Source organism: Mucilaginibacter mali (genome assembly GCF_013283875.1).
GTDB classification, from domain to species: domain Bacteria; phylum Bacteroidota; class Bacteroidia; order Sphingobacteriales; family Sphingobacteriaceae; genus Mucilaginibacter; species Mucilaginibacter mali.
On sequence record NZ_CP054139.1, the window covers coordinates 2,858,887 to 2,883,750 of the forward strand.

Sequence of the window (24,864 nt, forward strand, 5' to 3'; positions counted from 1 at the left end):
ATAAATACTTCACTACCAGTTAGAGTAGCACCAAAAGCTCTACTAAAAATATATAAATGGATCGCATTGAACAACATATTGAGGCTTTAATATTCGCGTCGGAACAAAGCATCCGCGTTGAAGAGATCGTTTACTGCCTGCAGGCCACGTTCGGGGAGGATTTTGCAGAACAGGATATCAAAACGCATCTTGATAGCATCAAAACCAAATATCAGTCGCCTGCTTTAGCTTTAGAAATGGTTAAAATAGGCAATGGTTACCAGTTTTTAACCAAAAAAGATCATCACCCGGTTATTAACCAGTTGCAGCTGCAACGATCGAAAAAGAAGTTAAGCCAGGCCGCTATAGAAACGCTGGCTATTATTGCCTATAAGCAACCGGTAACCAAACTGGATGTGGAACAAATAAGGGGAGTTAACAGCGATTACTCTATCCAAAAACTGCTGGAAAAGGAATTGATAACGATATCGGGTAAGTCGGAAACCGTTGGGAAGCCGCTTTTATACAGCACAAGCCCCTTGTTTATGGATTATTTTGGCATAAACGGCATCAGCGAATTACCTCAGATTAAAGACTTTACAGAGAACACAATTAGCATTGGCGAAGAGCAGGAATAAATTTTATTTATTTTTTGACGAAAACCGATTTTAATTATTTTTGGAATAGATAATTGAGTTGATAAGAAAAAAGATTTGTAGTAAATTTATCTTGATAAGACTAAAACGATAACGTTATGGAAACGCCCAAAAAACCCTTGAAGAAAGCTGCTTCGGACAATGATGACCTGGATGATGACGATATCACCCCGGCACCAAAAAAGAAGTACGATGACGACGAAGATGATTACGACATGCCTTTGGACGACATGGACGTTGACGACCTGGATTACGACGACGACGATTATTAATTAACAGATATATTTATTTTTTAATAAAAGAAAAAGCATCCCGTGCAAACACGGGGTGCTTTTTTTATAATTGTACTTTTAACCCACGGCATGACGATAATTGAGGTAAAGGATAAGGCATCAGCAAAAAAATTCAGGGACGTTGCCCGGTACATTTATAAAGATGACCCCAACTGGGTTTGCCCGCTGGATAATGAGATTGAAGCTGTTTTTGATCCGGCTAAAAACAACTTTCATACACATGGCAAATGTGCCCGCTGGATCTTAGTGAACGAACAGCAACAGCCCATTGGCCGCGTGGCTGCTTTTATTAATGATCTGAAGGCTTATAATTACGAGCAGCCTACAGGCGGAATGGGATTTTTTGAGTGTGTTAACGATCAGGCCGCTGCTTTTTTATTATTCGATACGGCTAAGCAGTGGCTAAGTCAGCAGGGGATGAAAGCGATGGACGGACCAATCAACTTTGGCGAGAACGATAGCTTTTGGGGACTGCTGGTAGATGGCTTTACCCAGCCATCGTACGGGATGACCTATAATCAGCCCTACTATCGCGCCTTTTTTGAAGCATACGGGTTTAATACACTATACGAGCAGATCACCAATCACCTGGATGTACACAAGCCCTTTCCTGAGCGTTTCACCAAAATAGCGAATTGGGTGGCCCAAAAGCCCGGCTACACCTTTAAACATTTAAAAATTAGCGAGATAGATAAATTTGGGGCCGACTTTATTGAGATCTATAACGATGCATGGCGCGATTTTGAAAATTTTGTGCCAATAGAAAAAGCGACCGTACTGGAAAGTTTTGGAAAGATGAAAGCTATAATGGATGAAAAGCTGATCTGGTTTGCTTATGTAAACGATGAACCGGCCTCATTCATCATCATCCTGCCCGATGCCAACCAAATGATAAAACCATTAAATGGCAAACTTGACCTTATCGGCAAGCTGAAGTTTTTATATTACCGCTGGAAGGGCGTATCGCGTATGCGGGCCATTGTGATGGGTACCAAGCAAAAATTTCAAAAGCACGGTTTAGAATCGGCTATTTTTATTAAGCTTAAGGAATATGTACTGCCGCTTCACCAGTACGATGAATTGGAATTATCGTGGGTTGGCGATTTTAACGATAAAATGCTGGCTATACACGAAGCCACTGGCGCTACCTTTGGGAAAAGGCATTTGACCATGCGATGTATATTTTAGAAAAAAGCCCGGCGATAACCGGGCTTTTTTTATGCGGTAACTTTATTATGTCGAAGTTCTTCGAAAAGCTCGATCACTTTCTTCTGCAAGTCGATAACTTCCGTTTCACGGTCCATCAGTTTCTTATTAACGGTTTCCAGTTCGTTCTGGAATTTTTGGTCCTGCTCAGTTTCATTAAACGTAAGCAACTGAACCACAGTCATTTCAAACAGATTAGAGATCTGTTCAAGACGCGACAGGTTGATATCAGTAATACCTGTCTCAATTTTAGAGAAAGCAGGAATAGAGATGTCTAAGCGCTTTGCAACATCTTCCTGGCTCCATCCCTTTTGATGACGAAGTAATCTGATTTTTTTTCCAAGGGTTTTCATAATTAATTAAGGATAAAGGTTTCTCAATAGTTAATAAAGTTACAATTAAATTTTAATATTCAAAAAATTAATTAATTCAGAGAATTTTTTATTATAACATTAGCTAAGGCCGATAGATCTATCCCGCCAAAATTGCCCGAACTCATCAGCAATAGGTTTTTTCCACTCATTTCCAACGCTTCCAGGTGCTTTTTAAGCTGGGCCGGATCGTTGAAAAACAATAAATTATCTTTAGCAAAAGCGGCTTTCACCACCGATGCATCGTAAGGCTCCATCTTTTTTTGCTCGAATGTCTTCTTGTCGATAAACACAATGGCCTCATCGGCAATATCTAATGTACCGGCATATTCCTTTAAAAAGTCCCTATTCAGGCTGCTAAAGGTGTGTAGTTCTATACAAGCCACCAGTCCCCTATCCGGGAATTGCGTTTTTACCGCATGTATTGTAGCCTGTAGTTTTGATGGCGAATGCGCAAAATCTTTGTAAATATTTGTGCTGCTATCTTTTGCCAATAGTTCAAGGCGTCGGGCAGCACCTTTAAAGGTGGTAATAGCCTTATAAAAAGTATCTGCATCAATACCCAATTGCAGGCAAACCAGGCGGGCCGCCTCCATATTCAACAGGTTATGGTCGCCAAACACTTCAAGCGGGTAACTTTCCCCACCGGCAACTACAGATGTTATGCCATCAGCAATGCTGTATTGAGGTAAGCGATAAGGCAGTTTTTCGATATTCTTCGAATCATCAGCCGCAACAGCCTCATTCAAAACCGCATCGGTTTCGCTGTAAATGAGTTTACCGCCGGGCTGTATCGTTTTAATGAACAGGCGAAACTGCTCCACATAGCTATCAAACGTAGGGAATACGTTGATATGATCCCATGCGATACCGCTTATCACCGCGATGTTAGCTTTGTACAAGTGGAACTTGGGACGACGGTCTATAGGCGATGCCAGGTATTCGTCACCCTCAATTACAATAATGGGTGCATCGGTTAACTTCACCATGGTTTCAAAACCGGCTAATTGCGCGCCTACCAGGTAATCAAAATCCTTACCAGCCTGCTGCAACACATGCAGTATCATACTGGTGATGGTGGTTTTGCCATGGCTGCCACCAATAACCACACGCTGCTTATCCTTAGATTGCTCGTAAATATATTCGGGGTACGAATAGATCTTTAAACCTAATTCCTGCGCTTTTAATAATTCGGGATTATCAACGCGGGCGTGCATCCCCAGGATCACAGCGTCCAGATCGGGTGTGATCATTTCCGGGTGCCACCCCTCCTGCTCGGGTAGTATGCCGTATTTAGCCAGCCTGCTGCGCGATGGTTCAAAAAGTACATCATCCGACCCGGTAACCCGGAAGCCTTTATTGTGGAGAGCAATAGCCAGGTTGTGCATCGCGCTGCCGCCAACGGCTATAAAGTGTACTTTCATGTAAACGTGCAGGTTGTAAAATTTAGTTCGCTGCAAATAAACACAAAAAGCTTAATCGTTACAATTAATTTTTTTTCCGAAAGCTATTTTTATTTTATCTGCTATGTTTGGTTTCTTATTTTATGGTTTTCACAAAATCGCCTATGCCTTGCAAATAGTCGGGCCGGGAACCCAGGTACTTTACAAAAACACTGCCTACAATGGCGCCATTGGCATATTGGCAGGCTTTTTTATAGGTAGCATTGTTAGAAATACCAAAACCGATGATCAGCGGATTTTTCAGATCCATGGCTTTAACGCGTTTGTAATAATCCTCAATTTGGTTGGATACATTCAGATTTCCACCTGTAATTGATGATGAGGACAACAAATAAATAAAGCTGTTACTCAGGCTATCAATTTTGCGTATACGCTCTTCGGATGTTTGCGGGGTAACCAAAAAGATGTTGCTCAGGCCATATTTGGCAAAGGTATCCTTGTACATGTTCTCATACTCGTACATCGGCAAATCGGGAACAATAACGCCATCTACACCAACTTCGGCAGCGGTTTGGCAAAAGCGTTCAACGCCATATTGCACCATCGGGTTGACATATCCCATCAGGATAATGGGAATGCTCACCCGTTTGCGCAGTTCTTTTAATTCTTCAAAAAGCACTTTAAGCGTCATGCCGTTTTCCAACGCCGTTTGCGAGCTATTTTGAATAGTCGGGCCATCTGCCACCGGATCGGAATATGGGAAGCCTACTTCCAGGAAATCGGCCCCGGCCTTTTCCAGCGCTTCAGCTATATCAACAGTAGTGTTTAGCGCAGGGTATCCCGCGGTGAAGTATATAGACAGCAGATCCTGCTTTTTTGTATTGAAGAGTTGATTTAAACGGTTCATGTTTAGTCGATAGTCTATGGTCCATAGACCATAGTAAAATTGTAATTTATAACTATATCCATGGACTATGGACCATGGACTATGGGCTACCTAATAGCCAAAATATTTAATATAAGTATCCAGATCCTTGTCTCCCCTGCCCGAGAGGCAGATAACCACGTTATCATCCTTTTTAAACTGCATTTTTTCAAGATAGGCAAATGCATGAGCGCTTTCTATAGCCGGGATAATGCCCTCGGTTTGCGATAACAACAAGCCGGCCTGCAGCGATTCTTCATCAGTTATGCTTACATATTCGGCACGTTTAATTTTGTACAGGTGCGCATGTTGCGGGCCAATCCCCGGGTAATCTAAACCAGCTGAAATTGAGTATGGTTCAACCACCTGGCCATCTTCTGTTTGCATCAGGATTGTGCGGCTACCGTGCAGCACACCTTCCTTACCCAAAAATGTAGTAGCTGCGGAGTGACCACTTTCCACACCTTTACCGGCTGCTTCAACGGCTATCAGTTTTACGCCTTCATCATCCAAAAAATGATAGAACATGCCCATGGCATTGCTGCCTCCGCCTACACAAGCCAAAACGTAATCGGGTAACTCCCTGCCGGTTTGTTCCAGCAATTGCTTTTTAGTTTCCAAAGATATAATGGATTGAAACTGCGCTACCATTTCGGGGTATGGATAAGGCCCAACCACCGAACCGATGATATAATGGGTATCGACCGGATTATTGATCCAATCACGCATCGCCTCGTTAGTGGCATCCTTCAGTGTTTTACTGCCCGATGTAGCCGGAACTACCTTAGCCCCCAGCATTTTCATACGGGCCACGTTTGGTGCCTGACGCTGGATATCGATCTCGCCCATATAAACTACGCACTCGATACCCTTCAATGCACAAACGGTAGCCGTAGCTACACCATGCTGACCAGCGCCTGTTTCGGCGATGATGCGTTTTTTACCCAAACGTTCGGCTAACAGTATCTGCCCGATAGCGTTGTTGATCTTGTGCGAGCCGGTGTGGTTCAAGTCTTCCCGCTTCAGGAAGATATTCGCGCCATATTTTTCAGAATAACGCTTAGCGTGATACAGTGGCGACGGCCGGCCTACGTAATCTTTCAGCAACTGGTTAAACTCGGCTTTAAAGCTATCATCGTTCAATATCGTTTGATACTGCTGTCTCAATTCTTCAACATTAGGGTAAAGCATTTCGGGGATGTAGGCCCCGCCAAAATCGCCGTAATAGCCTTGTTCGTTAACTCCGTATTTCATTACAATTATTTATTATCCTTGTCATTGCGAGCGTAGCGCGGCAATCTCGTAGTGTATTTAGGCTACGAGGTTGCCGCGTCGCCCCTATGCTATAGCCCCTACTGCTCCTCACAATGCCATGTTATTTTTTTAACTTCTTATCTTAAAACAGCAAATGCCTGTTTCAATTTTTCTATATTCTTCATACCCGGCGATGTTTCAAATCTACTGTTCAGGTCAACACCGTAAAAGGCCGGATGTTTAATGTTTTTTACTTCGGCCAGATTATCCAGACTAAGGCCCCCGCTTAAAAAGAATGGGGTATCCATCCGGTAATCATTCAGCACATCCCAGTTAAACACCCTACCCGAGCCGCCGTGCTTTTCGGTCTTGGTATCGAACAGGAAATAATCTACCTTGCCGGCATAAGGCTTTAACTGCTCAAAGTCAAAATGTTCGTCCACACCAAAAGCTTTAAGTACCTGCACTTCCTGCTTCAATTCAGCGCAAACTTCGGGGCTTTCCTTACCGTGCAACTGCACCGCGTTAAAGCCAAATTCATGGATCAGCGCCGTTATAATGTCGATGTGCTCATTCACAAAAACGGCTGTCTTGGTGATATTAGCAGGCAAAGCAGCCAGCACATCTTTGGGCAAACGGTACACATAACGCGGCGATTGCGTGTACCAGATAAAGCCCATATAATCAGGCTTCAGCGCGGCAACCGCTTCAATATTTCCCGCCTCGCGTAGGCCGCAAACTTTTATTTTCATTAGTTTTTATTGATCAGTTTATTAAAGCTCTTCAAGGCTTTCTTGCTTAGCAACGCGTCCTCGGCATCGTAATAGCAATCGGCAAATGATTTTTCGGGGTTGATGGTACGGATAGCCAGGGCTGCATTACACAATACCACATTATTTTGAGCAGTAGTACCATCGCCATTCAGCACATCGCTGAATATTTTCGCCGAATCGCTCACAGTGTGCCCGCCAATAATCTCGGATGGATCAAGCTTATCGAACCCTAATGATTCGATGGTGTTGATCTTCTCTCCCTCAGTGCTAAATGTTTTAAAATCACAGGTCAACGATATCTCGTCATAACCATCAAGCGCATTAAGAATGGTATACTTTACATCCGATTTTTGGTACAGGTAAGCATACAACCGCGCCAGTTCAAGGTTATAAACCCCGGCCATCTGGTTATTTGGCCGTGCCGGGTTCACCAGCGGACCAAGCATATTAAAGAATGTCTTCACACCCAACTCCCGGCGGATGGGGGCAACGGTTTTCATGGCGGGGTGGAACAAAGGTGCATGCAGGAAGCAGATATTAGATTCGTCCATATTCCGGCGCAATACATCAGTATCATTAGTGAACTGGTAGCCTAAAAACTCCATCACGTTTGATGAGCCGCAACCTGATGATACGCCGTAGTTGCCATGTTTGGCCACTTTATACCCGGCGCCGGCCACCACAAACGATGCCAGTGTAGAGATATTAAAGGTGTCCTTTCCATCGCCACCGGTACCGCAAAGATCGATCACCTCATCCGCATCCAGCTTAACGGGCAAGCACAGGTCGATCATCGCATCGCGGAATCCCTCCAACTCATCAACGGTGATGCTACGCATGCAATAGGCTGTCATAAAAGCGGCCATTTGCGAGTTATTGTATTTACCCAACGCGATGTTCGTCAGTATCTCCTTCGATTGCTCGTGGCTAAATGTTTTGTGTTCGAATAAGTGGTTTAATATGCTTTTCATACCCCCGTGCCCCCTGAAGGGGGACTTCTTTAAAATACTTCATTTAAATACCTGCCTCTGCTCCCCTTTAGGGGGTTGGGGGTAGGTAACAAAAAAGGGTTACCAAACGGCAACCCTTATATATATCTATATCAACAAGCACGGGATTGCCTTACGATCTCTCGTTAAGCCACCACCAATTGTTGTTTAATACTTTCATTTTCTATTGTGCAGCAAATATAAAATTGTTTTTACTAAAAGCAAGCGGATTATATAAATTTACAGCATGGCTATCCCCCATCCTAAAAAGATCAACCCCGAAGACGACCTGGGCTTTGGCCCACAGCCGGTTGTAAAAAGCCAGCCCCTGCTTAACCGCGATGGTTCGGTAAACGTAAGGCGCAAAGGCCACTCCCTGTTCAACACAGCCGATTATTATCACAACCTGATTACCATGAACTGGGGTAAATTTTGGCTGATCATTCTTTCAGGCTACCTGGTAGTGAACCTGATATTTGCCTGTATATACCTTGCTATAGGTTCCGACAGCCTTTACGGAACCGAGGGCGCAACGGGTATGGATAGCTTCTTCAACGCGTTTTTCTTCTCGGCGCAAACCATGTCGACGGTAGGTTATGGGCATATCAGTCCGCGGGGGATGGTGGCCAACAGTGTGGCCGCGCTCGAATCAATGTTAGGTTTGCTGGCGTTCGCGCTAGCTACCGGTCTGTTGTACGGGCGTTTCTCAAGGCCAACGGCCAAGATAGTTTACAGCAAAAAACTGCTGGTTTCACCCTACAAGGTTGATGGCCGGGGGCTAATGTTCAGGCTGGCTAATATGCGCAGGAACATCCTGATTGGCTTGAGTGTAGAAGTTATCTTCTCGTACAATGAAGATGTTGATGGCAAGACCGTACGCCGCTTTTTCCCGCTTGAACTGGAACGCAGCAATGTAAGTATACTCACCGTAAGTTGGACGATTGTCCACCCGCTGGATGACAACAGCCCTTTGCGGGATATGACCCTGGAAGAATTGAAAAGAACAGAAGCCGGCTTTAGCGTGATGCTAAAGGCATTTGACGATACCTTTTCGCAAACGGTGCATTCGCGCGCGGCCTATTACGCAAGCGATATTGTTTGGGATGCCAAGTTCAGACCAACGTTTGACAGGGATGAGAATGGGATCATCGTGCTTGATCTCTCGCGGTTGCATCATTATGATGCGGTGTGAGAATTTCTTAATTATCAATAATTGAAAAAAAGAACTATATTAGCATATGAACTACACCGAGTACATCGAGATTGACCCAGCAAAACGCTTTGGCAAACCGATTATTAGCGGTACAAGGATATCAGTATACGACGTATTAAGTTGGTTGTCTGAGGGGATGTCAACTAATGATATCATTTCTGATTTCCCGGAACTTACCGAAGATCAGATCAAGGCATGCCTATCTTATGCGGCCGATAAGGAGCACAAGTTAATGAGGGTTGTGTAGTGAATATTTTGCTCGACCAAAATATCTCTTTTAGGGTTGTATCCCTTATTTCCAGTGTTTTTGAGCATGTAAAACAAGTCAGAGAGTTAAAATTGACCGATGCCAATGATGTGGATATTTGGAAATATGCTCGCCTGCATAATTATACGATAGTTACTTTCGATAACGATTTTATAGATCTGGCTAATTTAAAAGGCTCTCCTCCTAAGATCATATGGCTGCGGTTCGGCAATTCATCCAATCTTAAGATCGCTCACAAATTAATATCCAACGCTACCGAGATACATCGTTTTGTTAATGAAGAACCCGATTTAGATTTCTTAGAAATAGACTAACCTATTTCAACAACGGATCCTTCTCTTTAGCAAAAACATTATAAACCAGTTTATCCAGTACAGCGGGTATAAACTTACTTAGGGTAACGGTCAGTTTCCCCTGTCCGGTCATAATCAGCGTGCGGGAACGGTTCTCTACCCCATCAGCAATCAGTCGTGCTACTTCGTCCGATGACATCATTTTCTGTTCATCCAAACTGCTTTCACCCTGTTGGGAGCCATCTTTGGCTAAAGCGGTATTGCGGATGTTGGATGCGGTAAATCCGGGGCAGGCGGTCATTACGTGTACGCCCGCTTTCAGATTCTCTACCCGTAAGGAATCAAGAAAACCATTCATGGCAAATTTAGATGCCGAATAGCCTGTACGACCCGGTAAACCTTTGTAGCCTGCTATGGATGATACACCAACTATACTGCCCTTGGTTTTCAAAATTTCGGGCAGGGCATATTTGGTGCAGTAAACCGTTCCCCAAAAGTTTACGTCCATCAGAGTTTTCAATACAGCAAGGTCAACATCGTTGAAGAGCGCCCGCATGGATATACCGGCATTGTTGATTAGGACATCTACCCGCTCAAAAGTGGTTATAGCTTGTTTTACCAGCTGCGCGCAGTCTGCTTCCGCGCTTACATCGCATTGTACAGCTATGGCCTTAACCGGGAATTGCTTTTGGATATCCTCGCAAATTTGGCACAGCGATACATATTGCCGCGCTGCCAATACAAGGCTAGCGCCCCGGCGGGCAAATTCGTAAGCAAGTGATCTGCCGATGCCTGATGAGGCGCCGGTGATGATAACAACTTTATCTTTCAACTTCATAAGATGGCGACAGGATTGCCCCCATGCCTTTCAGTTGCAGGCGAGGCATCCGCAGTAAATATTTACCGGCGAAGATAAACATCGCCCCGTAATAATGCCTGATGAAAGACCAGCTATATTTACGCATGCTTTGCCCCTTGAAGTGGATGATATATGTTTTTGGAAAGTAGTAGTTTTTAAACCCTGCCCTGCGGATGCGGTACGACAGGTCGATATCCTCGCCGTAGATAAAAAAGCGCTCATCAAAAAAGCCTGTACGCAATATTACCGACCGGCGCAACATCATAAATGTAGCGCCAAGCACGTCAACCTCAGCCGTCTCAAACTCGTCCGACCAATATTTGTGATTGCGATCGTTCAATCGCGATTTCGAGAACATTTTCGAAAGGCCGGTCAGTTTAAAAAAGATAGACCACTGCGTATCCAGCCCACGTTTAGATTCGGGCAGGAAATCACCCATCGGGTTGATCATCCGCACACTCGCGCCACCCGCCATGGGGTGTTTATCCATAAACTCGATGGTTTTACTTAGTGTATCTTTTTTTGTAATAGTGTCGGGATTAATGAGCAGTACGTACTCGCCCTTAGCCAGTGCAAGCGCCTGGTTATTGGCTTTAGAGAAACCCATGTTTTTCAGGTTAGCGATCAGCTTTACATCCGGGAACTCGTTGGTAACCATCTTCACTGAGTTATCCGTTGAAGCATTATCTACCACAAATATCTCATATTCTATACCCGCGCATGCCTTGATTATTGTATTCAACGCCTGCCGGAGCAGCACACAAACATTATAGTTAACAATAATTATAGATAGCTTCATAGATGGTAGATTTAACCTGATTACGTATTAATAATCCAATATGTTACATCGGCTAAGAAAAATATACCAAAGGCTATGCCAAAACTTAAAATTAAATCAATAAACCAGTAAGAAAGTATTTGCCTGCCGATTGGCAAAAAGGGCAGATCAAACTATCGCGACAAGGAATTTTCGTAAGGAACACGGGTTGCAATAGAACGGCCAAGGGTTATTTCGTCCACATATTCCAGTTCGCCGCCAAAAGCGATACCGCGGGCAATAGTTGATATGGCGATAGAAAAATCTTTTAAACGTTTGTGCAAATAAAAGATAGTGGTATCCCCCTCCATGGTAGCACTGAGTGCAAAAATAACTTCGCGCACTTCGCCGGTTTTCATGCGTTCCACCAATTGATCAACAGCCAGGTCGGCCGGGCCAATGCCATCCATCGGCGAGATCAATCCGCCCAGTACATGGTACACGCCGTTATATTGGTTAGTGTTCTCAATCGCCATTACATCACGGGTATCCTCCACCACGCAGATCAGGCCATGATCTCGCTTGGCCGACGCGCATATCCCGCAAACTTTACTATCCGAAATATTATGGCAAACGCTGCAATGCTGTATCTCGTTACGCAGTTTGGTAATGGCCGCGCTAAAGCGTTCTACATCGGCCTTGTCCTGGTTTAGCAGATGCAGCACCAAACGTAAAGCGGTCTTTTGCCCCACTCCCGGCAGCCGCGAAAACTCGGCCACAGCATTCTCTAACAGCTTCGATGAAAAGTTCATTTGTTGCGAAGATAGGGAGAAAGTCCGGAAGTCGGAAAAGACCAAAAGCCCGAAGGGAAGAAATGACAGCGTAGTTGAAATCATCACAATATTATCTAAATTGCCATCCGATAAACCATCCGGACTTCCGGTCTTTCCCGACTTCCGGACTAAATTAGAAACTATGTCTCCAGCGGTACTATTGTCCTTCATCATCGGTTACTTTTTGGTGCTGATCTTAATATCCTATCTCACATCGCGTAAGGCTTCTGATAACGATACCTTTTTTGTGGCCAACCGCAACTCTAAATGGTATTTGGTGGCTTTTGGTATGATAGGTACTGCACTTAGCGGGGTTACCTTTATTTCGGTGCCGGGTAAGGTTGGCGCACCAAGTGGCGATCAATTTGCCTACTTCCAGTTTATACTGGGTAACGCGGCAGGTTTTATCATCATCGCTACGGTATTGCTGCCGCTGTATTACCGCATGAAGCTGACGTCCATCTACAGTTATATTGAAAGCGCGCTGGGCACCTGGAGTTATAAAACCGCTGCTGGCATCTTCCTCATCAGCCGTACCATCGGTTCATCGTTCAGGCTGTATTTGGTGGTTATTGTATTACAAAAATTTATTTTCGATAACTATGGCGTACCATTTTGGATGACAGTGCTGATCTGTTTGATACTGATCTGGTCGTACACATTTAAGGGCGGTTTAAAGACCATCATCATTACCGATAGCTTGCAGACATTCTTCCTGGTAACATCGGTATTTCTATCCATCTATTTTATTTGCCGCAGTTTAGATATGACCGTTTTCCAGGCAGCTGAAACTATTAAGAACAGCAGTTACTCTAAGATATTCTTCCTGAACGACTTTATGAGCAGCAAGCTGCATCTCACCAAACAGTTTTTAGGTGGTTTGTTCATTACTATTGGCATGACCGGCTTAGACCAGGACCTGATGCAGAAAAACCTGAGTTTGAAAAACATTAAGGAAGCGCAGAAAAACATGTTCAGCTTTATAGGTGTATTCGTAGTGATCAATATCTTCTTCCTGAGTGTGGGCGCTTTGTTATATATGTACGCGGCAAAGAACGGCATCACCGTAGACAAAACCGACTATCTGTATCCTACCATCGCCCTGAAATATTTGGGCGTTGTACCTGCCATTGTATTTATGCTGGGCTTAACAGCTGCTACTTTTGCCACCACCGATTCGGCCCTTACCGCATTAACAACATCGTTTTGCGTGGATTTCCTGGGCTTCAATAAAAAATCAGACATCAACAGTAAATCGGCAGTAACTACCCGCCACAGTGTGCATATTGCCTTTTCTGTTTTGATGTTGCTTACTATTATCCTGTTCAACGCCGTAAATAACGATGCGGTTGTGGGCGCCATATTTAAGGTGGCATCATACACTTACGGGCCACTATTGGGCTTATACTCTTTTGGTCTTTTTGTAAGCAAACGCCAGGTAAATGATAAGCTGACACCCTTTATTTGCGTTGTATCGCCAACGGTGTGTTATTTTTTAAGCATCCACTCTAAAACAATATTGGATGGTTACGTTTTTGATAACGAGTTGATCATCGTAAACGGGCTGATCACCTTTATCGGCTTGTGGCTGTTCTCATCAAAAAAAGAGGGCAAAATGGCCACGGCCTGATAATTTTTTAGGATTTATAAAACTTTACTTTACATTTGAACCCCTCCGGATTTTGGCTTGCCCGATCCGGCCTAATTATTAATCTTCCGGAATCCGGACCAAATAAAAATATATGACTGGTGACGAAAAAATAAGACGCGCGTTTGAGAACAAAGACTGGCAGGAAATAAAAGTATCCGACTCATGGCAGATCTTCAAGATCATGGCCGAATTTGTGGATGGGTTTGAGAAACTGGCCAAGATAGGCCCTTGCGTATCCATCTTCGGTTCGGCGCGTACGCATAACGATAATCCTTATTACAAAATGTCGGAAGATTGCGCCCGGCTGCTAACCGAACGCGGCTATGGTGTAATTTCGGGTGGTGGCCCCGGTATTATGGAAGCTGCTAACAAAGGCGCTTATGAAGCCGGCGGTAAATCGGTAGGTTTAAATATCGAGTTACCGTTCGAGCAGTTCCATAATAAATATATCGATAGGGATAAATTACTGGAGTTCGATTACTTCTTCGTCCGTAAGGTAATGTTTATGAAATACTCTCAGGGTTTTATCATCCTGCCGGGTGGTTTCGGTACGCTTGATGAATCGTTCGAAGCGATAACGCTGATCCAAACTGGCAAGATCGCCCGCTTTCCCATTGTATTTGTGGGTGCCGATTACTGGAAGGGCCTGTTTGAATGGGTGCAGGAAAAAATGCTGAACAAAGAACATAACATCAGTCCGGATGATATGAACCTGTTCCGCGTGGTTGATACACCCGAAGAGGCAGTTGAACATATCTTCCGTTTCTACGAGAAGTATGTATTAAAGCCGAACTTCTAAAAAACTTCCGCCCATTGTTTGGCTTGTATTGCGCAGTCATTAAATTATTATTAAATGACTGCGCAACGTTTGTGTAGTGATGCACATCATACCCACAATTTAAAATTTATCTCTATTTTGCGGCATGGATCAAACAGCCCCTACTAAACGCCAGGCGGCACTTGGCTTTATTTTCGCCACGTTGCTGATAGACATTATGGGTTTTGCCATTATTATTCCCGTATTGCCATATCTGATAAAAGATCTTACCCACGCCGACATCAGCCAGGTAACCGCTTATGGCGGGTGGTTAATGGTTGCTTATGCGGTGATGCAGTTTCTCTGTTCGCCAATTGTAGGTAACCTGAGCGATAAATATGGCAGGCGACCGGTGTTACTTTGTTCGTTACTGGGCTTTAGTATCGATTATTTTCTTTGCGCATTCGCGCCAACTTACGGCCTTTTATTTATCGGGCGCATTATTGCCGGAATGACAGGGGCCAGCTTTACTACTGCATCGGCTTATATATCCGACGTTAGCACACCTGAAAAAAAAGCGGCAAATTTTGGCCTGATCGGCGTTGCATTTGGCGTTGGCTTTATATTGGGTCAGGGCATTGGCGGGCTTTTAGGTGGCCTTAATATTCATTATCCATTTATTGCCGCAGGTGCGCTGGCGCTATTAAACGCCTTATATGGCTATTTTATTCTTCCCGAATCGCTTGATAAAGAACACCGCCGGCCATTTGACTGGAAACGCGCTAACCCTATCGGCACATTAAAACAGCTTGCTAAATATGAGAACGTATTGGGGTTGGCCGCTTCATTATTTCTGATCTATTTTGCCGCGCAGGCCGTGCAAAGTTTATGGTCGTATTACACTATCGAAAAATTTGACTGGAACCCCAAACTGGTAGGCGCTTCCCTGGCCGTTGTAGGGGTTTTAACAGCGTTGGTGCAAGGTGGCCTGATACGCATTACTCTGCCGAAACTCGGCCAGGAAAAAAGCATCTGGATGGGCTTACTTTGCTATAGTATTGGCCTGATATTATTTGCCTTTGCCAGCCAAAGTTGGATGATGTTTGCCTTTTTGGTTCCCTATTGCCTCGGCGGTATAGCAGGACCGGCATTGCAAGGTTATATCAGCAATAACGTCCCTAAAAATGCACAAGGCGAATTACAGGGCGGATTGACCAGCCTGATGAGTTTAAGCAGCATTTTTGGACCGTTGGTAATGACCCAAACATTTTATTTCTTCACCAAAAAAGGTGCACCTATTCAATTTCCTGGCGCACCTTTCTTATTAGGTTCTGTATTAATGCTGGCCAGCGCCATATTGGCCGTACGCAATTTCCGTAAACAAGTTAACGCGAAAGCGGTTTAAGCATCTGTATGCAGGAAGCACCACTATCAAAGCTTAATACTAAAAAGGCACTCAGCTTTATATTTGTTACCATTTTTGTTGATGTGCTGGGATTGGGCATTATTATCCCGGTTATGCCTAAGCTTTTACAGCAATTGGGCCATGTGGATATCCCGGCAGCGTCCGAGATCAGCGGATGGCTTACCTTTACCTACGCATTGATGCAGGTGCTTTTTTCGCCCATTATGGGCAACCTGAGCGATCGCTTTGGCCGCCGCCCTATCCTGTTGATATCATTACTGGGCTTCAGTGTCGATTACGCTTTTATGGCCTACGCCCCCTCTGTTTTTTGGCTATTTGTGGGGCGGGTGATTGCCGGCATTACCGGTGCTACCATGGCAACCGCTACGGCATATATTGCAGATATCAGCACTGGCGACAAGCGGGCATCAAACTTTGGTATTGTGGGTGCGGCATCGGGCCTGGGGCTGATCATCGGTATTTCGGTAGGCGCCTTCCTGGGCGAGATCAACCTTAAATTCCCTTTTATGGCCGCCGCGGCCGCTGCTTTGGCCAATGCCGCATACGGTTATTTTGTATTGCCAGAATCGCTTGACAAGGAGCATCGCCGGGCGTTTGACTGGAAGCGCGCCAACCCATTAGGATCGTTTAAACAACTAACCAAATACCGCGACCTGGCCGGGCTGGCCACAGCCTTTACACTGGTTTACATAGCGCAGAAGGCAGTAGAGTACCAGCTATCGTTTTACGTGTACGAAAAGTTTGGCTGGAGCATGACCCAGATATGGATACTTGGGATGTTCATCGGCATTGTGCTTATCGGCATACAGGGAGGGCTTATCCGCTACCTGATCCCCAAATGGGGTTTAAAGAAAAACATCATCATCGGCTTAAATGCTTACGGCATTGGGCTGACGCTGATCGCTATTGCCCAAAAAGATTGGCTTTTATATCCATTCATGATCCCCTACTGCCTTGGTGGCATCTCGGGCCCGGCTTTGCAGGGCCTTATTACCAGTAAATTCCCGGCTAACGAACAGGGCGAACTACAAGGCGGCCTGGCTTTATTATCAAGTATCAGTTTAATTATAGGCCCGCTGATAATGGGTTATACTTTTAAATTTTTCTCCTACCGTAATTCAGCCATATATTTTCCCGGCGCGCCGTATATCCTTGGCGCGGTACTGATGCTGATCAGTGTGATACTTGTTATCAGAAGTTTAAAAAAAGAGGTAAATTTATAGGCATAAACCAGGCCGTTGGGAGCGGAACGTGGTAATCTCCGATATACATATCTGCTCTGCATTTCGGGGATTGCCACGTTGCTATGCTCCTCGCAATGACGGGATATTATAATATGAAGCAAGTTATTATCACATTTGGCCTACTTATTACCGCATCGCTGGTGCTGTTTAGGGTTGCCAGTTTGTATAATCTGCAAGGCGGTAATAACATGAACTGGATAGCCGCTTTCAGTATCCTTTTCCTGGTGATCGGTATTATCCTCAGCAAAAAGATGTTTCATAAAACCGTTGTCATCACCCAGGAAAAACCAGCTGTAATTAACGACGATAAACTACAGGAAACCGGCCTGAGCAAGCGCGAAACCGAGATATTGCTGTTAGTTCATGATGGCCTCTCCAATCAACAAATAGCCGATAAGTTGTTTATCTCCGAAAACACGGTGAAGAAACATATCTCTAATATCTTCCTTAAATTGAACGTTGAACGCCGTACCGAAGCCATTAAACGGGCTAAAGAATTATCGGTGATAGCGTAACTAATTCTAACAGCCCGTCATCGTGAGCGATAGCGAGAGTTCAGCATCCAGGCAGTACTACTTAAGTTGTATTTTACAATAATACAGCCAAATACCACTTTGGTAGTACTACATTATTGAAAACTGCCTTTACATTTGATTCAAAATCAATCACATCATGAAAAAATCAGTTTTACGTTATGGCGGGTACGCCGCTCTTGCCGAATTAATATTTTTTGTACTTACCTGGCTGTTTATATGGGCATTCGCACCCAGCCACAAGGTGCAGGGTTACATTGGCTGGGTAGACCTGCTCTGCCCGCTGGTGTTTGTTTATTTGGGCATACGCTATTATCGCGACAAGGTGAACAACGGCAATATCAGTTTTTTACAAGCCCTTAAAGTGGGGGTACTGATCGTGCTGGTCCCAGCGCTGGCTTACGCGCTGATAGAAACCATCTTCGCCCTTTACATCGAACCTGATTTTTATGATAAGCTGGCCAAATACGACATCGAACAATACCGTAAAACACTCAGCGCCGCTCAGCTCGACGCCAAGATAAAGGCCATTAACAAGCAACTGGTAATGAACAAAAATCCATTCTTCAATTTTACGGCTATGGTATTGGTCATCACATCGTTAGGTGTTATTGTAACCATCGTATCTTCGCTACTGCTAAAGCAGCAAAATAAAGAACAATCCGCATAAACCTAATTCAAACCTGATCATCATGAAAACAACCATTATACGTTACGGGCTTTACGGGGCTGCGTTACAGATCGTATTCTTTATCATCTACTGGCTAATCCTGCGCGTTCAGATCACACCGGAAAACTATAACACGCAGGAAATAACCGGCTACCTGGAGATACTGGCGTCCCTATGTTTTGTGTATTTCGGCATCCGCTATTACCGCGACCAGGTTAATGGCCATATCATTACCTTTGGTAAGGCATTAGGCATAGGTTTGCTCATTAGTTTGATACCTGCCATCGCGTTCGGTTTACTGGATCAACTTTATACAAAAATGGTTGACCCACATTTTTTAGAGAAATGGACCAATATACAGGTAGAACAATTAAGAAAAAGCACGCCTCCTGCCGAATTTCCCGCTAAAGTAAAAGCCCTTAAGGCCGAAATAGAAACGTATAGCAACCCATTTATAGGCTGGCTGGTGATGTTTCTTACTGTGTTCTTTATCGGGGTGATCGTAAGCGCTGTTTCAGCATTGATACTAAAACGTAAAACCATTAAACCAAACGCATAATGAATAATTTACCTACGCCCAAACTTGGTGATGTAAGCGCGGTTACCATTACTACAACCAACCTGGAAAAGTCTTTAGCTTTTTACCAGCAACTTGGCTTTCACGAATTATTCAGGTCTGATTTTCCGTTTCCGTTGATAAAGATCAGTGATGGCGCGATACAGATTATGCTGCGGCAGGATAAAAATCCTTACATAGCCCTCACCTACTATGTAAAAAATATGGATGAACTGATTGCCGGTTTAGAAGCCGATGGCCTTACCATTGCTACCAAACCCAACCCGAATGATATGGTGCAGCGTTGCCTCATCAAATCGCCGGATGGCGCTAACATTAGCCTGGTTACTTTTGTTGACGGCTTTACACAACCTACAGGGGCTACTTTATTAACCATGTCGCCGGCAGATTATTCAAAGCCCGAGAAATATCCCAACCAAATCTGCGGCATATTTGGCGAATTCGCCCATCCCGTTGCCGATTTTGATGTATCGCTGAGTTTTTGGCAAAAGTTAGGCTTCAAACTATTAACCAGCCATCAAATGCCCTACAAATGGGGTATCCTTACCGATGGCCTGAACATCATCGGCCTGCATCAAACTACAGATTTCAGCATCCCGACCATCACCTACTTCGCATCAGACAGTAAACAAAAAATAGACAAAATTAAAGTGGCAGGATTAACCAGCTATATCGAAAAAGGCCTCAACAACATCACGTTCACCAGTCCCGAAAAACAACAGATCAACCTTTTTAAACTGGGGATGTAGCGCTTCGCGTCATTAGTCATTGGACTAAGCAAAAAAATGCCGCAGTCATTTTGACCAATGACTAATGCATCCCGCTCACGCCACCCGAAATCACAAATTTCATGGCGTCGGCGGCTTTCATATCCAGGGGTTTTACCTTTTCGGCCTCGATGATCACTACCTGGCCGGCAAACGAATAGGAATAGGGAAAATATACAGCCACCATGCCCGGCAGGTTAATACTCTTCAGATCTTTTTGGGTAAGGAATCCTACTTTTTTCAGACCGAACTCGTTCACATCAACCAATACCGGCTCGTTGAATTTCTTTTCATCGCCTACAAAGGCTTCGGTAAGATCTTTAATAGAAAAATACAGGAACTTGAACAGCGGCAAGCGGTTAAGCCAGCGGTACCACCAGCGCTTGATCGGGTCGGTAATTACATTGGTTACCAGTATGCCGGCAATAAGAATGACGATGACCACCGTTAAAATACCCGTGCCCGGAATATAAGTTGGCTTACCGGTTTTGGGGTTAACCCAAAGTATATCGCTTAGATTAAGGGCGTTATCTACACTCGCTACTGCCCAGTAAACCAGCAGACAAGCAGCGCCCAAAGGCACTACAACCAGCAAGCCCTTAATAAAGTAACGTAATAAAGCGCGCGCAATTCGTCTAAGCATCGGATAGAAATCTACTCGTAAAAGTACACTCTTTTTACCCTTTGTGAAATATTAGTTAAAATTTCATACGGGATGGTGCTTATCTGTTTAGCCAGTTCTTCAATACGCTGATCTCCGTTAAATATGATCACTTCATCTCCTTCTTTCACATCCACCTCGCTTACATCTATCATGCACATATCCATAGCTATGTTGCCCACGGTTGGCACAAGCATACCTTTAACCAGCATTTTGCCCACGCCATTGCCAAAGGCCCGCAGGTAGCCATCGGCGTAACCGATACGCACTGTGGCAATGCGGCCATCTTTTTTAAGGCTGCCATTGCGGTTATAGCCCACGGTTTCGCCGGCTTTTATTTTCTTTACCTGTGAGATACTGGTTTTCAGCGTAGCTACGGATTCCAGTGCATTGGGGTCGGTAACTGCGCTATCTATACCGTACAAGCCTATGCCCAGGCGCACCATATCAAACTGGGCTACCTTCCAGCGGGTAATGGCCGATGTATTGGCAATGTGTTTGATCACTTTATAATCAAGTGTCTGCTCAATCTGCTTAAAGGCTTTTTCAAACCGCCTGATCTGCTTCATGGTGAACGTATCGTGCTCCTCGGCATCGCTGGCGGCCAGGTGCGAGAATACCGATCTCACCTTGATATAAGGGTTATCTTCCAGCAAGTCGCACAGCGGCTCTATTTCAAAACCCTCAAAGCCCAGGCGATGCATCCCGGTATCAATTTTAATATGGATAGGGTAATTAATGATGTCGTTTACCTGCAAATAGTTCACAAATTCGGCCAGCAGACCAAAGCTATAGATCTCGGGTTGCAGCTTAAACTCGGTCAGCTTATCAAATGCCGTGGCCTCGGGGTTTAGCACCATAATGGGCAGCGTGATCCCGGCCTGGCGCAGGGCCACGCCTTCGTCAATATAGGCTACGGCCAAGTAATCAACCTTGTGGTATTGCAGCAGGTTGGCAATTTCGAAAGTGCCGCTACCGTACGAAAACGCCTTTACCATGGCCATCAGCTTCACGCCGGGCTGCAACTGCGATTTGTAGTAGTTCAAGTTATTCAGCAACGCGTTCAGGTTGATCTCCATCACCGTTTCGTGCGATTTTTGCACCAACGCCCGGCTGATCCGCTCGAACTCGAAGTTACGCGCGCCTTTCAACAGGATGGTCTCGTCTTTAAAATTCAGGCGGTGAATATCAACCAGCATATCATAAGTATCCTTATAAAAATGCTTTTCGGTAACGTGGAACCAGTCTTTATAATGCTGTAGCGCCTCGCCTACGCCTATAAAGCGGTCTATCTTTTTATCGTTCAGCATGTTGGCTACCTGCCGGTATAAATTATCACGACTGAGACCTGATTGATAGATATCCGACAGCACCAGCGTTTTTTTAGGATGCTGATTTTGCTGATCGAGGAAGTTAAGCGCTATCTCCAGCGATTGGATATCCGAATTGTACGAATCATCAATCACCGAACAGTCGTTTATGCCATTCTTCAGTTCCAGCCGCATACTAACCGGTGCCAGGCGCTCCATCCGCTCATCTATCACCGCCGGACTATAGCCCAGCGCAAGCAGGGTTGCCCAGCAGGTAATTGCATTCTCTACCGATGCCTGGTCGAGGAAGGGCACCAGGCACTCTATCTCCTGCTTGTTATACATGGCCCGCATGTAATAATTACCCGAGATGGATGTTTCGCTAAACACATATAAACTGGCCGAATTGAACTTGCGGCTCCAGCAAAAATGATGCTGCTCCTGGTTTTGCTTTTTATGATCGAGCAGCAACTCATACTCCCCGATCAGCAATTTGCAATCCTTAAACAGCTTCAGTTTTTCGTTTACTTTTTCCCGGCGATCTTTAAAGCCCTCATCGTGCGCCGAACCCATGTGGGTCAGGATGCCAATTTCGGGCATTATCATCGGTTGCAGCTTATCCATTTCGTTAACGGTGGATATGCCTGCCTCAAAAATGCCCATATCGTTATCAGCGGTGATATTCCAAACCGAGAGGGCCACCCCTATCTGCGAGTTATAGCTTTTGGGCGAACGCACAATATTATGTTCGGGCGATAACAGTTGGTACAACCACTCCTTCACCATAGTTTTGCCATTGCTTCCGGTAATTCCTATCACCTTTAAATCAAACTGTGCCCGGTGATGAGCTGCAATGGTTTGCAAGGCTGCAAGTACATCCGGCACAATTAAATAATTGGCATTGATCAATGGTTCGGCCGGGGCCGATCGGACTACAAAATTGCGTACTCCGCCTTCGTAGGCTTCGGCAATAAATTCGTGGCCATCGCGGCGGTTACTCAGGGCAAAAAACAGGGCTTCCGGTGCATTGGCTATGCGGCGGCTATCGGTTAGTAAAGTACTAACAGGGCCATCGTTAACAATAATTTCGTTCGCGTTGAGTATTTGCCCGATTAATGAGGTAGTGTATATGCCGTTAGCCATGTGCGCGAATTTGCTGATAATTTACGCTTAATAGAATAAAATTTAACAATTTTGGTTTGATGGAACCTGCAAAAACGCGTAAAATAACCGATGAGACTGCCGCCCTGGCCAAAGCCGAAGCCTTTTGCGCCTACCAGGAACGCGCACAGCAGGAAGTGCGCGATAAATTGTACGAATGGGGCCTGTGGCCCGACGCTGTTGAGCATATCATTATCAAACTCATCGGCAGTAATTTTTTAAACGAAGAGCGCTTTGCTTACGCTTACACCAGCGGCAAATTTAACCAGAAAGGCTGGGGCAAAAACAAGATAAAACAGGGCCTGAAGTTTAAAAAGGTTTCGGATGTGTTGATCAGGAAAGCGCTTAGCCGGATTGATGCCGATGATTATATCACATCGCTTGAAAAGCTATTACAAAAGAAAGCGGCACAGTTAAACGAGAAAGACGAGTATAAGCGCCATTACAAGCTAAAGCAGTATGCCATGAGCCGGGGTTACGAAAACGACCTGATATGTGATGTTTTGAAAGACAGCGTTTTATAAAAAACTTTACATTTTTTATAAAAATAACTTGCAGAATAGTCATTTCTCCCTATATTTGCACTCCACAAACGCAAAAGCAATCAGCGAATGAGAAAGCAGCGCTTGTGATAGCAAAATGCGAAAGTAGCTCAGTTGGTAGAGCACGACCTTGCCAAGGTCGGGGTCGCGAGTTCGAATCTCGTCTTTCGCTCTAAATCCCTTCCAAATAAAAGAAGGGATTTGTTTTTGAAGGCTTAGACGCCTAACCATGCTCAGATGGTGGAACTGGTAGACACGCAGGACTTAAAATCCTGTTCCCGTAAACGGAGTGCGGGTTCGATTCCCGCTCTGAGTACAAAAGGAAACAACACAGGGTCGTTGTTTCCTTTTTTTATGCCCGTAAATTTGTATTAATCAAGCAGTTATGCTAATCCCATTAACGGTTCGATTTTCCTTAAATATTCTTTGTACCGTTTTGAGATTTAGTCTTAAAAGAAATTCTATGATATCCGCTTGACGTTTTTTGCTGGTTCGATATCCCCCCGGCAGCAGAAAGGCGCTCATTAGCAGCAAACCGTTAAGCCTGTGTAAAGAAATCAACGTCCTCATTAATACTTAAAAATCACAAAATAGCAAGTCTCATTAAAATATCTACCTGCGGATCCCCCATCACCTGATACCTAATCTCGCTGGAACGTACAAAACCCTGTCTTTCATAAAAACAGATCGCTTGCTGGTTCTGATCCCATACTCGTAATATCAATTCGGTGGATGCCCGGTTTTTAGCAACGCCCAGCGCATGTGCGATCAAAGCCTTGCCAATACCCAATTTCTGGTAAGTACCCAGCACGTAAATGCTGTCGATCTCCGTTTTCATCTCGTCCAGACACAGCTTCAGATAACCGGCGGTTTGTCCATTGTAACTGGCCAGGTAAAATATAACGGCAGGGTTGCTTAGTTCAGCTAAAAGGCGCGCCCTGTTAAACAATTCCCGGGTAAAATTTTGGTAAGCTTCGGCATCGCCGAAGGCCTCAAAAAATGTTTCGTAATAGCTACGTTGGCAAATGCTGATCAACTCATCAAGTCCACTTATGCCAATCCGGTTAATTTCAAGCGGTTGGCGTTCAAGGTATAGCAGTGGAAAAGGCTCGCCATTACTATCGGTTTCAGAATAGCCGGTAATGCTGAAACCAAAATGCTGATAGAAACCAAGTGCCTGCTGATTTTGTTCGTTGACCTCCACTTTGGTCACCTTATAGTGATCGATCGCATGGCGCATCAGCGCGCCGCCCACACCTATGCCAATAACCGAGGGGTGCAGGAACAGCATATCGAGGCTATTGCCGGATACACCCGCAAAGCCAGTAATATCGCCGGCATTATTTCTTATACAGAAAATACCAGGTTGCTCAAAATACTTATGTTCTTCGATCAGGCTTTTAAGCAACTGTATCTTTTCTTCCTTAACGAAATGATGAGTTGCCCGCACGGAAGCTTCCCAAACTTCCATTAAGCGTTGATGCTCTCCCGGA

27 protein-coding genes and 2 tRNA genes are annotated in these 24,864 nt (G+C 44.7%); 17 read left to right on the forward strand and 12 right to left on the reverse strand.

Annotation, left to right across the window (positions count from 1 at the left end; translation table 11 throughout):
- The first annotated feature begins 56 nt into the window (after window positions 1–56).
- The 3 genes from scpB (at window position 57) to HQ865_RS12070 (ending at window position 2,116) form a co-directional block, all read left to right on the forward strand.
- Window positions 57–617: an SMC-Scp complex subunit ScpB gene (gene scpB, locus HQ865_RS12060; RefSeq protein WP_173415135.1), complete on the forward strand. Its 561-nt coding sequence runs from the start codon at window positions 57–59 to the stop codon at window positions 615–617.
- 116 nt (window positions 618–733) lie between these two features.
- Complete coding sequence (locus HQ865_RS12065) at window positions 734–907, forward strand: hypothetical protein (protein ID WP_173415136.1); 174 nt, start codon at window positions 734–736, stop codon at window positions 905–907.
- 90 nt (window positions 908–997) lie between these two features.
- Window positions 998–2,116: a GNAT family N-acetyltransferase gene (locus HQ865_RS12070; RefSeq protein WP_173415137.1), complete on the forward strand. Its 1,119-nt coding sequence runs from the start codon at window positions 998–1,000 to the stop codon at window positions 2,114–2,116.
- Window positions 2,117–2,145: 29 nt separating this feature from the next.
- Here HQ865_RS12070 and HQ865_RS12075 read toward each other — a convergent pair whose 3' ends face one another.
- The 6 genes from HQ865_RS12075 to trpD all read right to left on the reverse strand — a co-directional run bounded on the left by HQ865_RS12075 (window position 2,146) and on the right by trpD (window position 7,831).
- Window positions 2,146–2,487 (reverse strand): helix-turn-helix domain-containing protein, encoded by a 342-nt coding sequence (locus tag HQ865_RS12075; protein ID WP_173415138.1) that lies wholly within the window; start codon window positions 2,485–2,487, stop codon window positions 2,146–2,148.
- Window positions 2,488–2,558: 71 nt separating this feature from the next.
- Entirely contained in the window at window positions 2,559–3,929 is a 1,371-nt protein-coding gene (locus HQ865_RS12080; protein ID WP_173415139.1) for a UDP-N-acetylmuramate--L-alanine ligase, read from the reverse strand.
- Between the two features lie 115 nt (window positions 3,930–4,044).
- On the reverse strand, window positions 4,045–4,815 hold the full coding sequence (gene trpA / locus HQ865_RS12085; RefSeq protein ID WP_173415140.1) for a tryptophan synthase subunit alpha: 771 nt from the start codon (window positions 4,813–4,815) through the stop codon (window positions 4,045–4,047).
- Window positions 4,816–4,905: 90 nt separating this feature from the next.
- Entirely contained in the window at window positions 4,906–6,087 is a 1,182-nt protein-coding gene (trpB, locus tag HQ865_RS12090) for a tryptophan synthase subunit beta (RefSeq protein ID WP_173415141.1), read from the reverse strand.
- A 137-nt stretch (window positions 6,088–6,224) separates the two neighbouring features.
- Entirely contained in the window at window positions 6,225–6,839 is a 615-nt protein-coding gene (locus tag HQ865_RS12095) for a phosphoribosylanthranilate isomerase (RefSeq protein ID WP_173415142.1), read from the reverse strand.
- Window positions 6,839–7,831 (reverse strand): anthranilate phosphoribosyltransferase, encoded by a 993-nt coding sequence (gene trpD, locus HQ865_RS12100; protein ID WP_173415143.1) that lies wholly within the window; start codon window positions 7,829–7,831, stop codon window positions 6,839–6,841. The genes HQ865_RS12095 and trpD overlap by 1 nt, the downstream gene beginning before the upstream one ends.
- 265 nt (window positions 7,832–8,096) lie before the next feature.
- Between trpD and HQ865_RS12105 the strand changes: the two genes are divergently transcribed.
- From HQ865_RS12105 to HQ865_RS12115, 3 genes are read left to right on the forward strand one after another with little or no spacing between them, the layout of a single operon-like run.
- Entirely contained in the window at window positions 8,097–9,041 is a 945-nt protein-coding gene (locus HQ865_RS12105; protein ID WP_173415144.1) for an ion channel, read from the forward strand.
- 46 nt (window positions 9,042–9,087) lie between these two features.
- Window positions 9,088–9,309, forward strand: coding sequence for a DUF433 domain-containing protein (locus tag HQ865_RS12110; protein ID WP_173415145.1), 222 nt, complete (start codon window positions 9,088–9,090; stop codon window positions 9,307–9,309).
- Window positions 9,309–9,644, forward strand: a complete 336-nt coding sequence (locus HQ865_RS12115; RefSeq protein ID WP_173415146.1) for a DUF5615 family PIN-like protein — start codon at window positions 9,309–9,311, stop codon at window positions 9,642–9,644. The genes HQ865_RS12110 and HQ865_RS12115 overlap by 1 nt, the downstream gene beginning before the upstream one ends.
- Window position 9,645: 1 nt before the next feature.
- Here HQ865_RS12115 and HQ865_RS12120 read toward each other — a convergent pair whose 3' ends face one another.
- From HQ865_RS12120 to recR, 3 genes are all read right to left on the reverse strand, one after another.
- Complete coding sequence (locus tag HQ865_RS12120; protein ID WP_173415147.1) at window positions 9,646–10,461, reverse strand: SDR family oxidoreductase; 816 nt, start codon at window positions 10,459–10,461, stop codon at window positions 9,646–9,648.
- Window positions 10,445–11,281, reverse strand: coding sequence for a glycosyltransferase family 2 protein (locus HQ865_RS12125; protein WP_173415148.1), 837 nt, complete (start codon window positions 11,279–11,281; stop codon window positions 10,445–10,447). The genes HQ865_RS12120 and HQ865_RS12125 overlap by 17 nt, the downstream gene beginning before the upstream one ends.
- A gap of 152 nt (window positions 11,282–11,433) precedes the next feature.
- Window positions 11,434–12,051 (reverse strand): recombination mediator RecR, encoded by a 618-nt coding sequence (recR, locus tag HQ865_RS12130; protein WP_173415149.1) that lies wholly within the window; start codon window positions 12,049–12,051, stop codon window positions 11,434–11,436.
- 163 nt (window positions 12,052–12,214) lie between these two features.
- Between recR and HQ865_RS12135 the strand changes: the two genes are divergently transcribed.
- The 8 genes from HQ865_RS12135 to HQ865_RS12170 all read left to right on the forward strand — a co-directional run bounded on the left by HQ865_RS12135 (window position 12,215) and on the right by HQ865_RS12170 (window position 19,679).
- Window positions 12,215–13,702, forward strand: coding sequence for a sodium:solute symporter (locus HQ865_RS12135; protein WP_173415150.1), 1,488 nt, complete (start codon window positions 12,215–12,217; stop codon window positions 13,700–13,702).
- 112 nt (window positions 13,703–13,814) lie between these two features.
- Window positions 13,815–14,522 carry an LOG family protein gene (locus HQ865_RS12140; RefSeq protein WP_173415151.1) on the forward strand — a complete coding sequence of 236 codons (708 nt, stop codon included), beginning with the start codon at window positions 13,815–13,817 and terminating at the stop codon, window positions 14,520–14,522.
- Window positions 14,523–14,646: 124 nt separating this feature from the next.
- On the forward strand, window positions 14,647–15,885 hold the full coding sequence (locus HQ865_RS12145; RefSeq protein WP_173415152.1) for a TCR/Tet family MFS transporter: 1,239 nt from the start codon (window positions 14,647–14,649) through the stop codon (window positions 15,883–15,885).
- Between the two features lie 8 nt (window positions 15,886–15,893).
- A complete protein-coding gene (locus tag HQ865_RS12150) occupies window positions 15,894–17,129 on the forward strand; it encodes a TCR/Tet family MFS transporter (protein ID WP_173415153.1) in 1,236 nt (411 codons plus the stop codon).
- Between the two features lie 113 nt (window positions 17,130–17,242).
- Entirely contained in the window at window positions 17,243–17,665 is a 423-nt protein-coding gene (locus HQ865_RS12155) for a response regulator transcription factor (RefSeq protein ID WP_173415154.1), read from the forward strand.
- Between the two features lie 157 nt (window positions 17,666–17,822).
- Window positions 17,823–18,353: a DUF4199 domain-containing protein gene (locus tag HQ865_RS12160; RefSeq protein ID WP_173415155.1), complete on the forward strand. Its 531-nt coding sequence runs from the start codon at window positions 17,823–17,825 to the stop codon at window positions 18,351–18,353.
- A gap of 22 nt (window positions 18,354–18,375) precedes the next feature.
- The gene (locus HQ865_RS12165; protein WP_173415156.1) at window positions 18,376–18,912 is read left to right on the forward strand and encodes a DUF4199 domain-containing protein; all 537 of its coding nucleotides are present in this window, start codon (window positions 18,376–18,378) and stop codon (window positions 18,910–18,912) included.
- Complete coding sequence (locus HQ865_RS12170; protein WP_173415157.1) at window positions 18,912–19,679, forward strand: VOC family protein; 768 nt, start codon at window positions 18,912–18,914, stop codon at window positions 19,677–19,679. The genes HQ865_RS12165 and HQ865_RS12170 overlap by 1 nt, the downstream gene beginning before the upstream one ends.
- Before the next feature lie 61 nt (window positions 19,680–19,740).
- On the opposite strand, the gene HQ865_RS12175 is transcribed toward HQ865_RS12170, so the two are convergent.
- A complete protein-coding gene (locus tag HQ865_RS12175; RefSeq protein WP_173415158.1) occupies window positions 19,741–20,340 on the reverse strand; it encodes a DUF502 domain-containing protein in 600 nt (199 codons plus the stop codon).
- A gap of 11 nt (window positions 20,341–20,351) precedes the next feature.
- Entirely contained in the window at window positions 20,352–22,811 is a 2,460-nt protein-coding gene (locus HQ865_RS12180; protein WP_173415159.1) for a bifunctional UDP-N-acetylmuramoyl-tripeptide:D-alanyl-D-alanine ligase/alanine racemase, read from the reverse strand.
- Between the two features lie 59 nt (window positions 22,812–22,870).
- Here HQ865_RS12180 and HQ865_RS12185 point away from each other — a divergent pair, with 59 nt between their 5' ends.
- The 3 genes from HQ865_RS12185 to HQ865_RS12195 all read left to right on the forward strand — a co-directional run bounded on the left by HQ865_RS12185 (window position 22,871) and on the right by HQ865_RS12195 (window position 23,687).
- A complete protein-coding gene (locus HQ865_RS12185; protein WP_173415160.1) occupies window positions 22,871–23,353 on the forward strand; it encodes a regulatory protein RecX in 483 nt (160 codons plus the stop codon).
- 117 nt (window positions 23,354–23,470) lie between these two features.
- Window positions 23,471–23,543 (forward strand) — tRNA-Gly (locus tag HQ865_RS12190).
- A gap of 59 nt (window positions 23,544–23,602) precedes the next feature.
- Window positions 23,603–23,687: transfer RNA gene (locus HQ865_RS12195), tRNA-Leu, on the forward strand.
- A 267-nt stretch (window positions 23,688–23,954) separates the two neighbouring features.
- On the opposite strand, the gene HQ865_RS12200 is transcribed toward HQ865_RS12195, so the two are convergent.
- Entirely contained in the window at window positions 23,955–24,842 is an 888-nt protein-coding gene (locus HQ865_RS12200; RefSeq protein ID WP_202020473.1) for a GNAT family N-acetyltransferase, read from the reverse strand.
- Window positions 24,843–24,864: the final 22 nt, after the last annotated feature.

Bases quoted from the DNA above. Each gene is read 5' to 3' on its own strand.
- HQ865_RS12170 (WP_173415157.1), top strand. From the start codon at position 18,912: ATGAATAATTTACCTACGCCCAAACTTGGTGATGTAAGCGCGGTTACC.
- HQ865_RS12065 (WP_173415136.1), top strand. From the start codon at position 734: ATGGAAACGCCCAAAAAACCCTTGAAGAAAGCTGCTTCGGACAATGAT.
- HQ865_RS12125 (WP_173415148.1), bottom strand. From the start codon at position 11,281: ATGAAGCTATCTATAATTATTGTTAACTATAATGTTTGTGTGCTGCTC.
- HQ865_RS12145 (WP_173415152.1), top strand. From the start codon at position 14,647: ATGGATCAAACAGCCCCTACTAAACGCCAGGCGGCACTTGGCTTTATT.
- HQ865_RS12200 (WP_202020473.1), bottom strand. From the start codon at position 24,842: ATGGAAGTTTGGGAAGCTTCCGTGCGGGCAACTCATCATTTCGTTAAG.
- HQ865_RS12155 (WP_173415154.1), top strand. From the start codon at position 17,243: ATGAAGCAAGTTATTATCACATTTGGCCTACTTATTACCGCATCGCTG.
- trpD (WP_173415143.1), bottom strand. From the start codon at position 7,831: ATGAAAAGCATATTAAACCACTTATTCGAACACAAAACATTTAGCCAC.
- HQ865_RS12075 (WP_173415138.1), bottom strand. From the start codon at position 2,487: ATGAAAACCCTTGGAAAAAAAATCAGATTACTTCGTCATCAAAAGGGA.
- trpA (WP_173415140.1), bottom strand. From the start codon at position 4,815: ATGAACCGTTTAAATCAACTCTTCAATACAAAAAAGCAGGATCTGCTG.
- HQ865_RS12175 (WP_173415158.1), bottom strand. From the start codon at position 20,340: ATGCTTAGACGAATTGCGCGCGCTTTATTACGTTACTTTATTAAGGGC.
- HQ865_RS12135 (WP_173415150.1), top strand. From the start codon at position 12,215: ATGTCTCCAGCGGTACTATTGTCCTTCATCATCGGTTACTTTTTGGTG.
- HQ865_RS12180 (WP_173415159.1), bottom strand. From the start codon at position 22,811: ATGGCTAACGGCATATACACTACCTCATTAATCGGGCAAATACTCAAC.
- HQ865_RS12105 (WP_173415144.1), top strand. From the start codon at position 8,097: ATGGCTATCCCCCATCCTAAAAAGATCAACCCCGAAGACGACCTGGGC.
- HQ865_RS12140 (WP_173415151.1), top strand. From the start codon at position 13,815: ATGACTGGTGACGAAAAAATAAGACGCGCGTTTGAGAACAAAGACTGG.
- HQ865_RS12160 (WP_173415155.1), top strand. From the start codon at position 17,823: ATGAAAAAATCAGTTTTACGTTATGGCGGGTACGCCGCTCTTGCCGAA.
- HQ865_RS12185 (WP_173415160.1), top strand. From the start codon at position 22,871: ATGGAACCTGCAAAAACGCGTAAAATAACCGATGAGACTGCCGCCCTG.
- HQ865_RS12110 (WP_173415145.1), top strand. From the start codon at position 9,088: ATGAACTACACCGAGTACATCGAGATTGACCCAGCAAAACGCTTTGGC.
- HQ865_RS12080 (WP_173415139.1), bottom strand. From the start codon at position 3,929: ATGAAAGTACACTTTATAGCCGTTGGCGGCAGCGCGATGCACAACCTG.
- HQ865_RS12150 (WP_173415153.1), top strand. From the start codon at position 15,894: ATGCAGGAAGCACCACTATCAAAGCTTAATACTAAAAAGGCACTCAGC.
- HQ865_RS12095 (WP_173415142.1), bottom strand. From the start codon at position 6,839: ATGAAAATAAAAGTTTGCGGCCTACGCGAGGCGGGAAATATTGAAGCG.
- recR (WP_173415149.1), bottom strand. From the start codon at position 12,051: ATGAACTTTTCATCGAAGCTGTTAGAGAATGCTGTGGCCGAGTTTTCG.
- HQ865_RS12165 (WP_173415156.1), top strand. From the start codon at position 18,376: ATGAAAACAACCATTATACGTTACGGGCTTTACGGGGCTGCGTTACAG.
- trpB (WP_173415141.1), bottom strand. From the start codon at position 6,087: ATGAAATACGGAGTTAACGAACAAGGCTATTACGGCGATTTTGGCGGG.
- HQ865_RS12070 (WP_173415137.1), top strand. From the start codon at position 998: ATGACGATAATTGAGGTAAAGGATAAGGCATCAGCAAAAAAATTCAGG.
- scpB (WP_173415135.1), top strand. From the start codon at position 57: ATGGATCGCATTGAACAACATATTGAGGCTTTAATATTCGCGTCGGAA.
- HQ865_RS12120 (WP_173415147.1), bottom strand. From the start codon at position 10,461: ATGAAGTTGAAAGATAAAGTTGTTATCATCACCGGCGCCTCATCAGGC.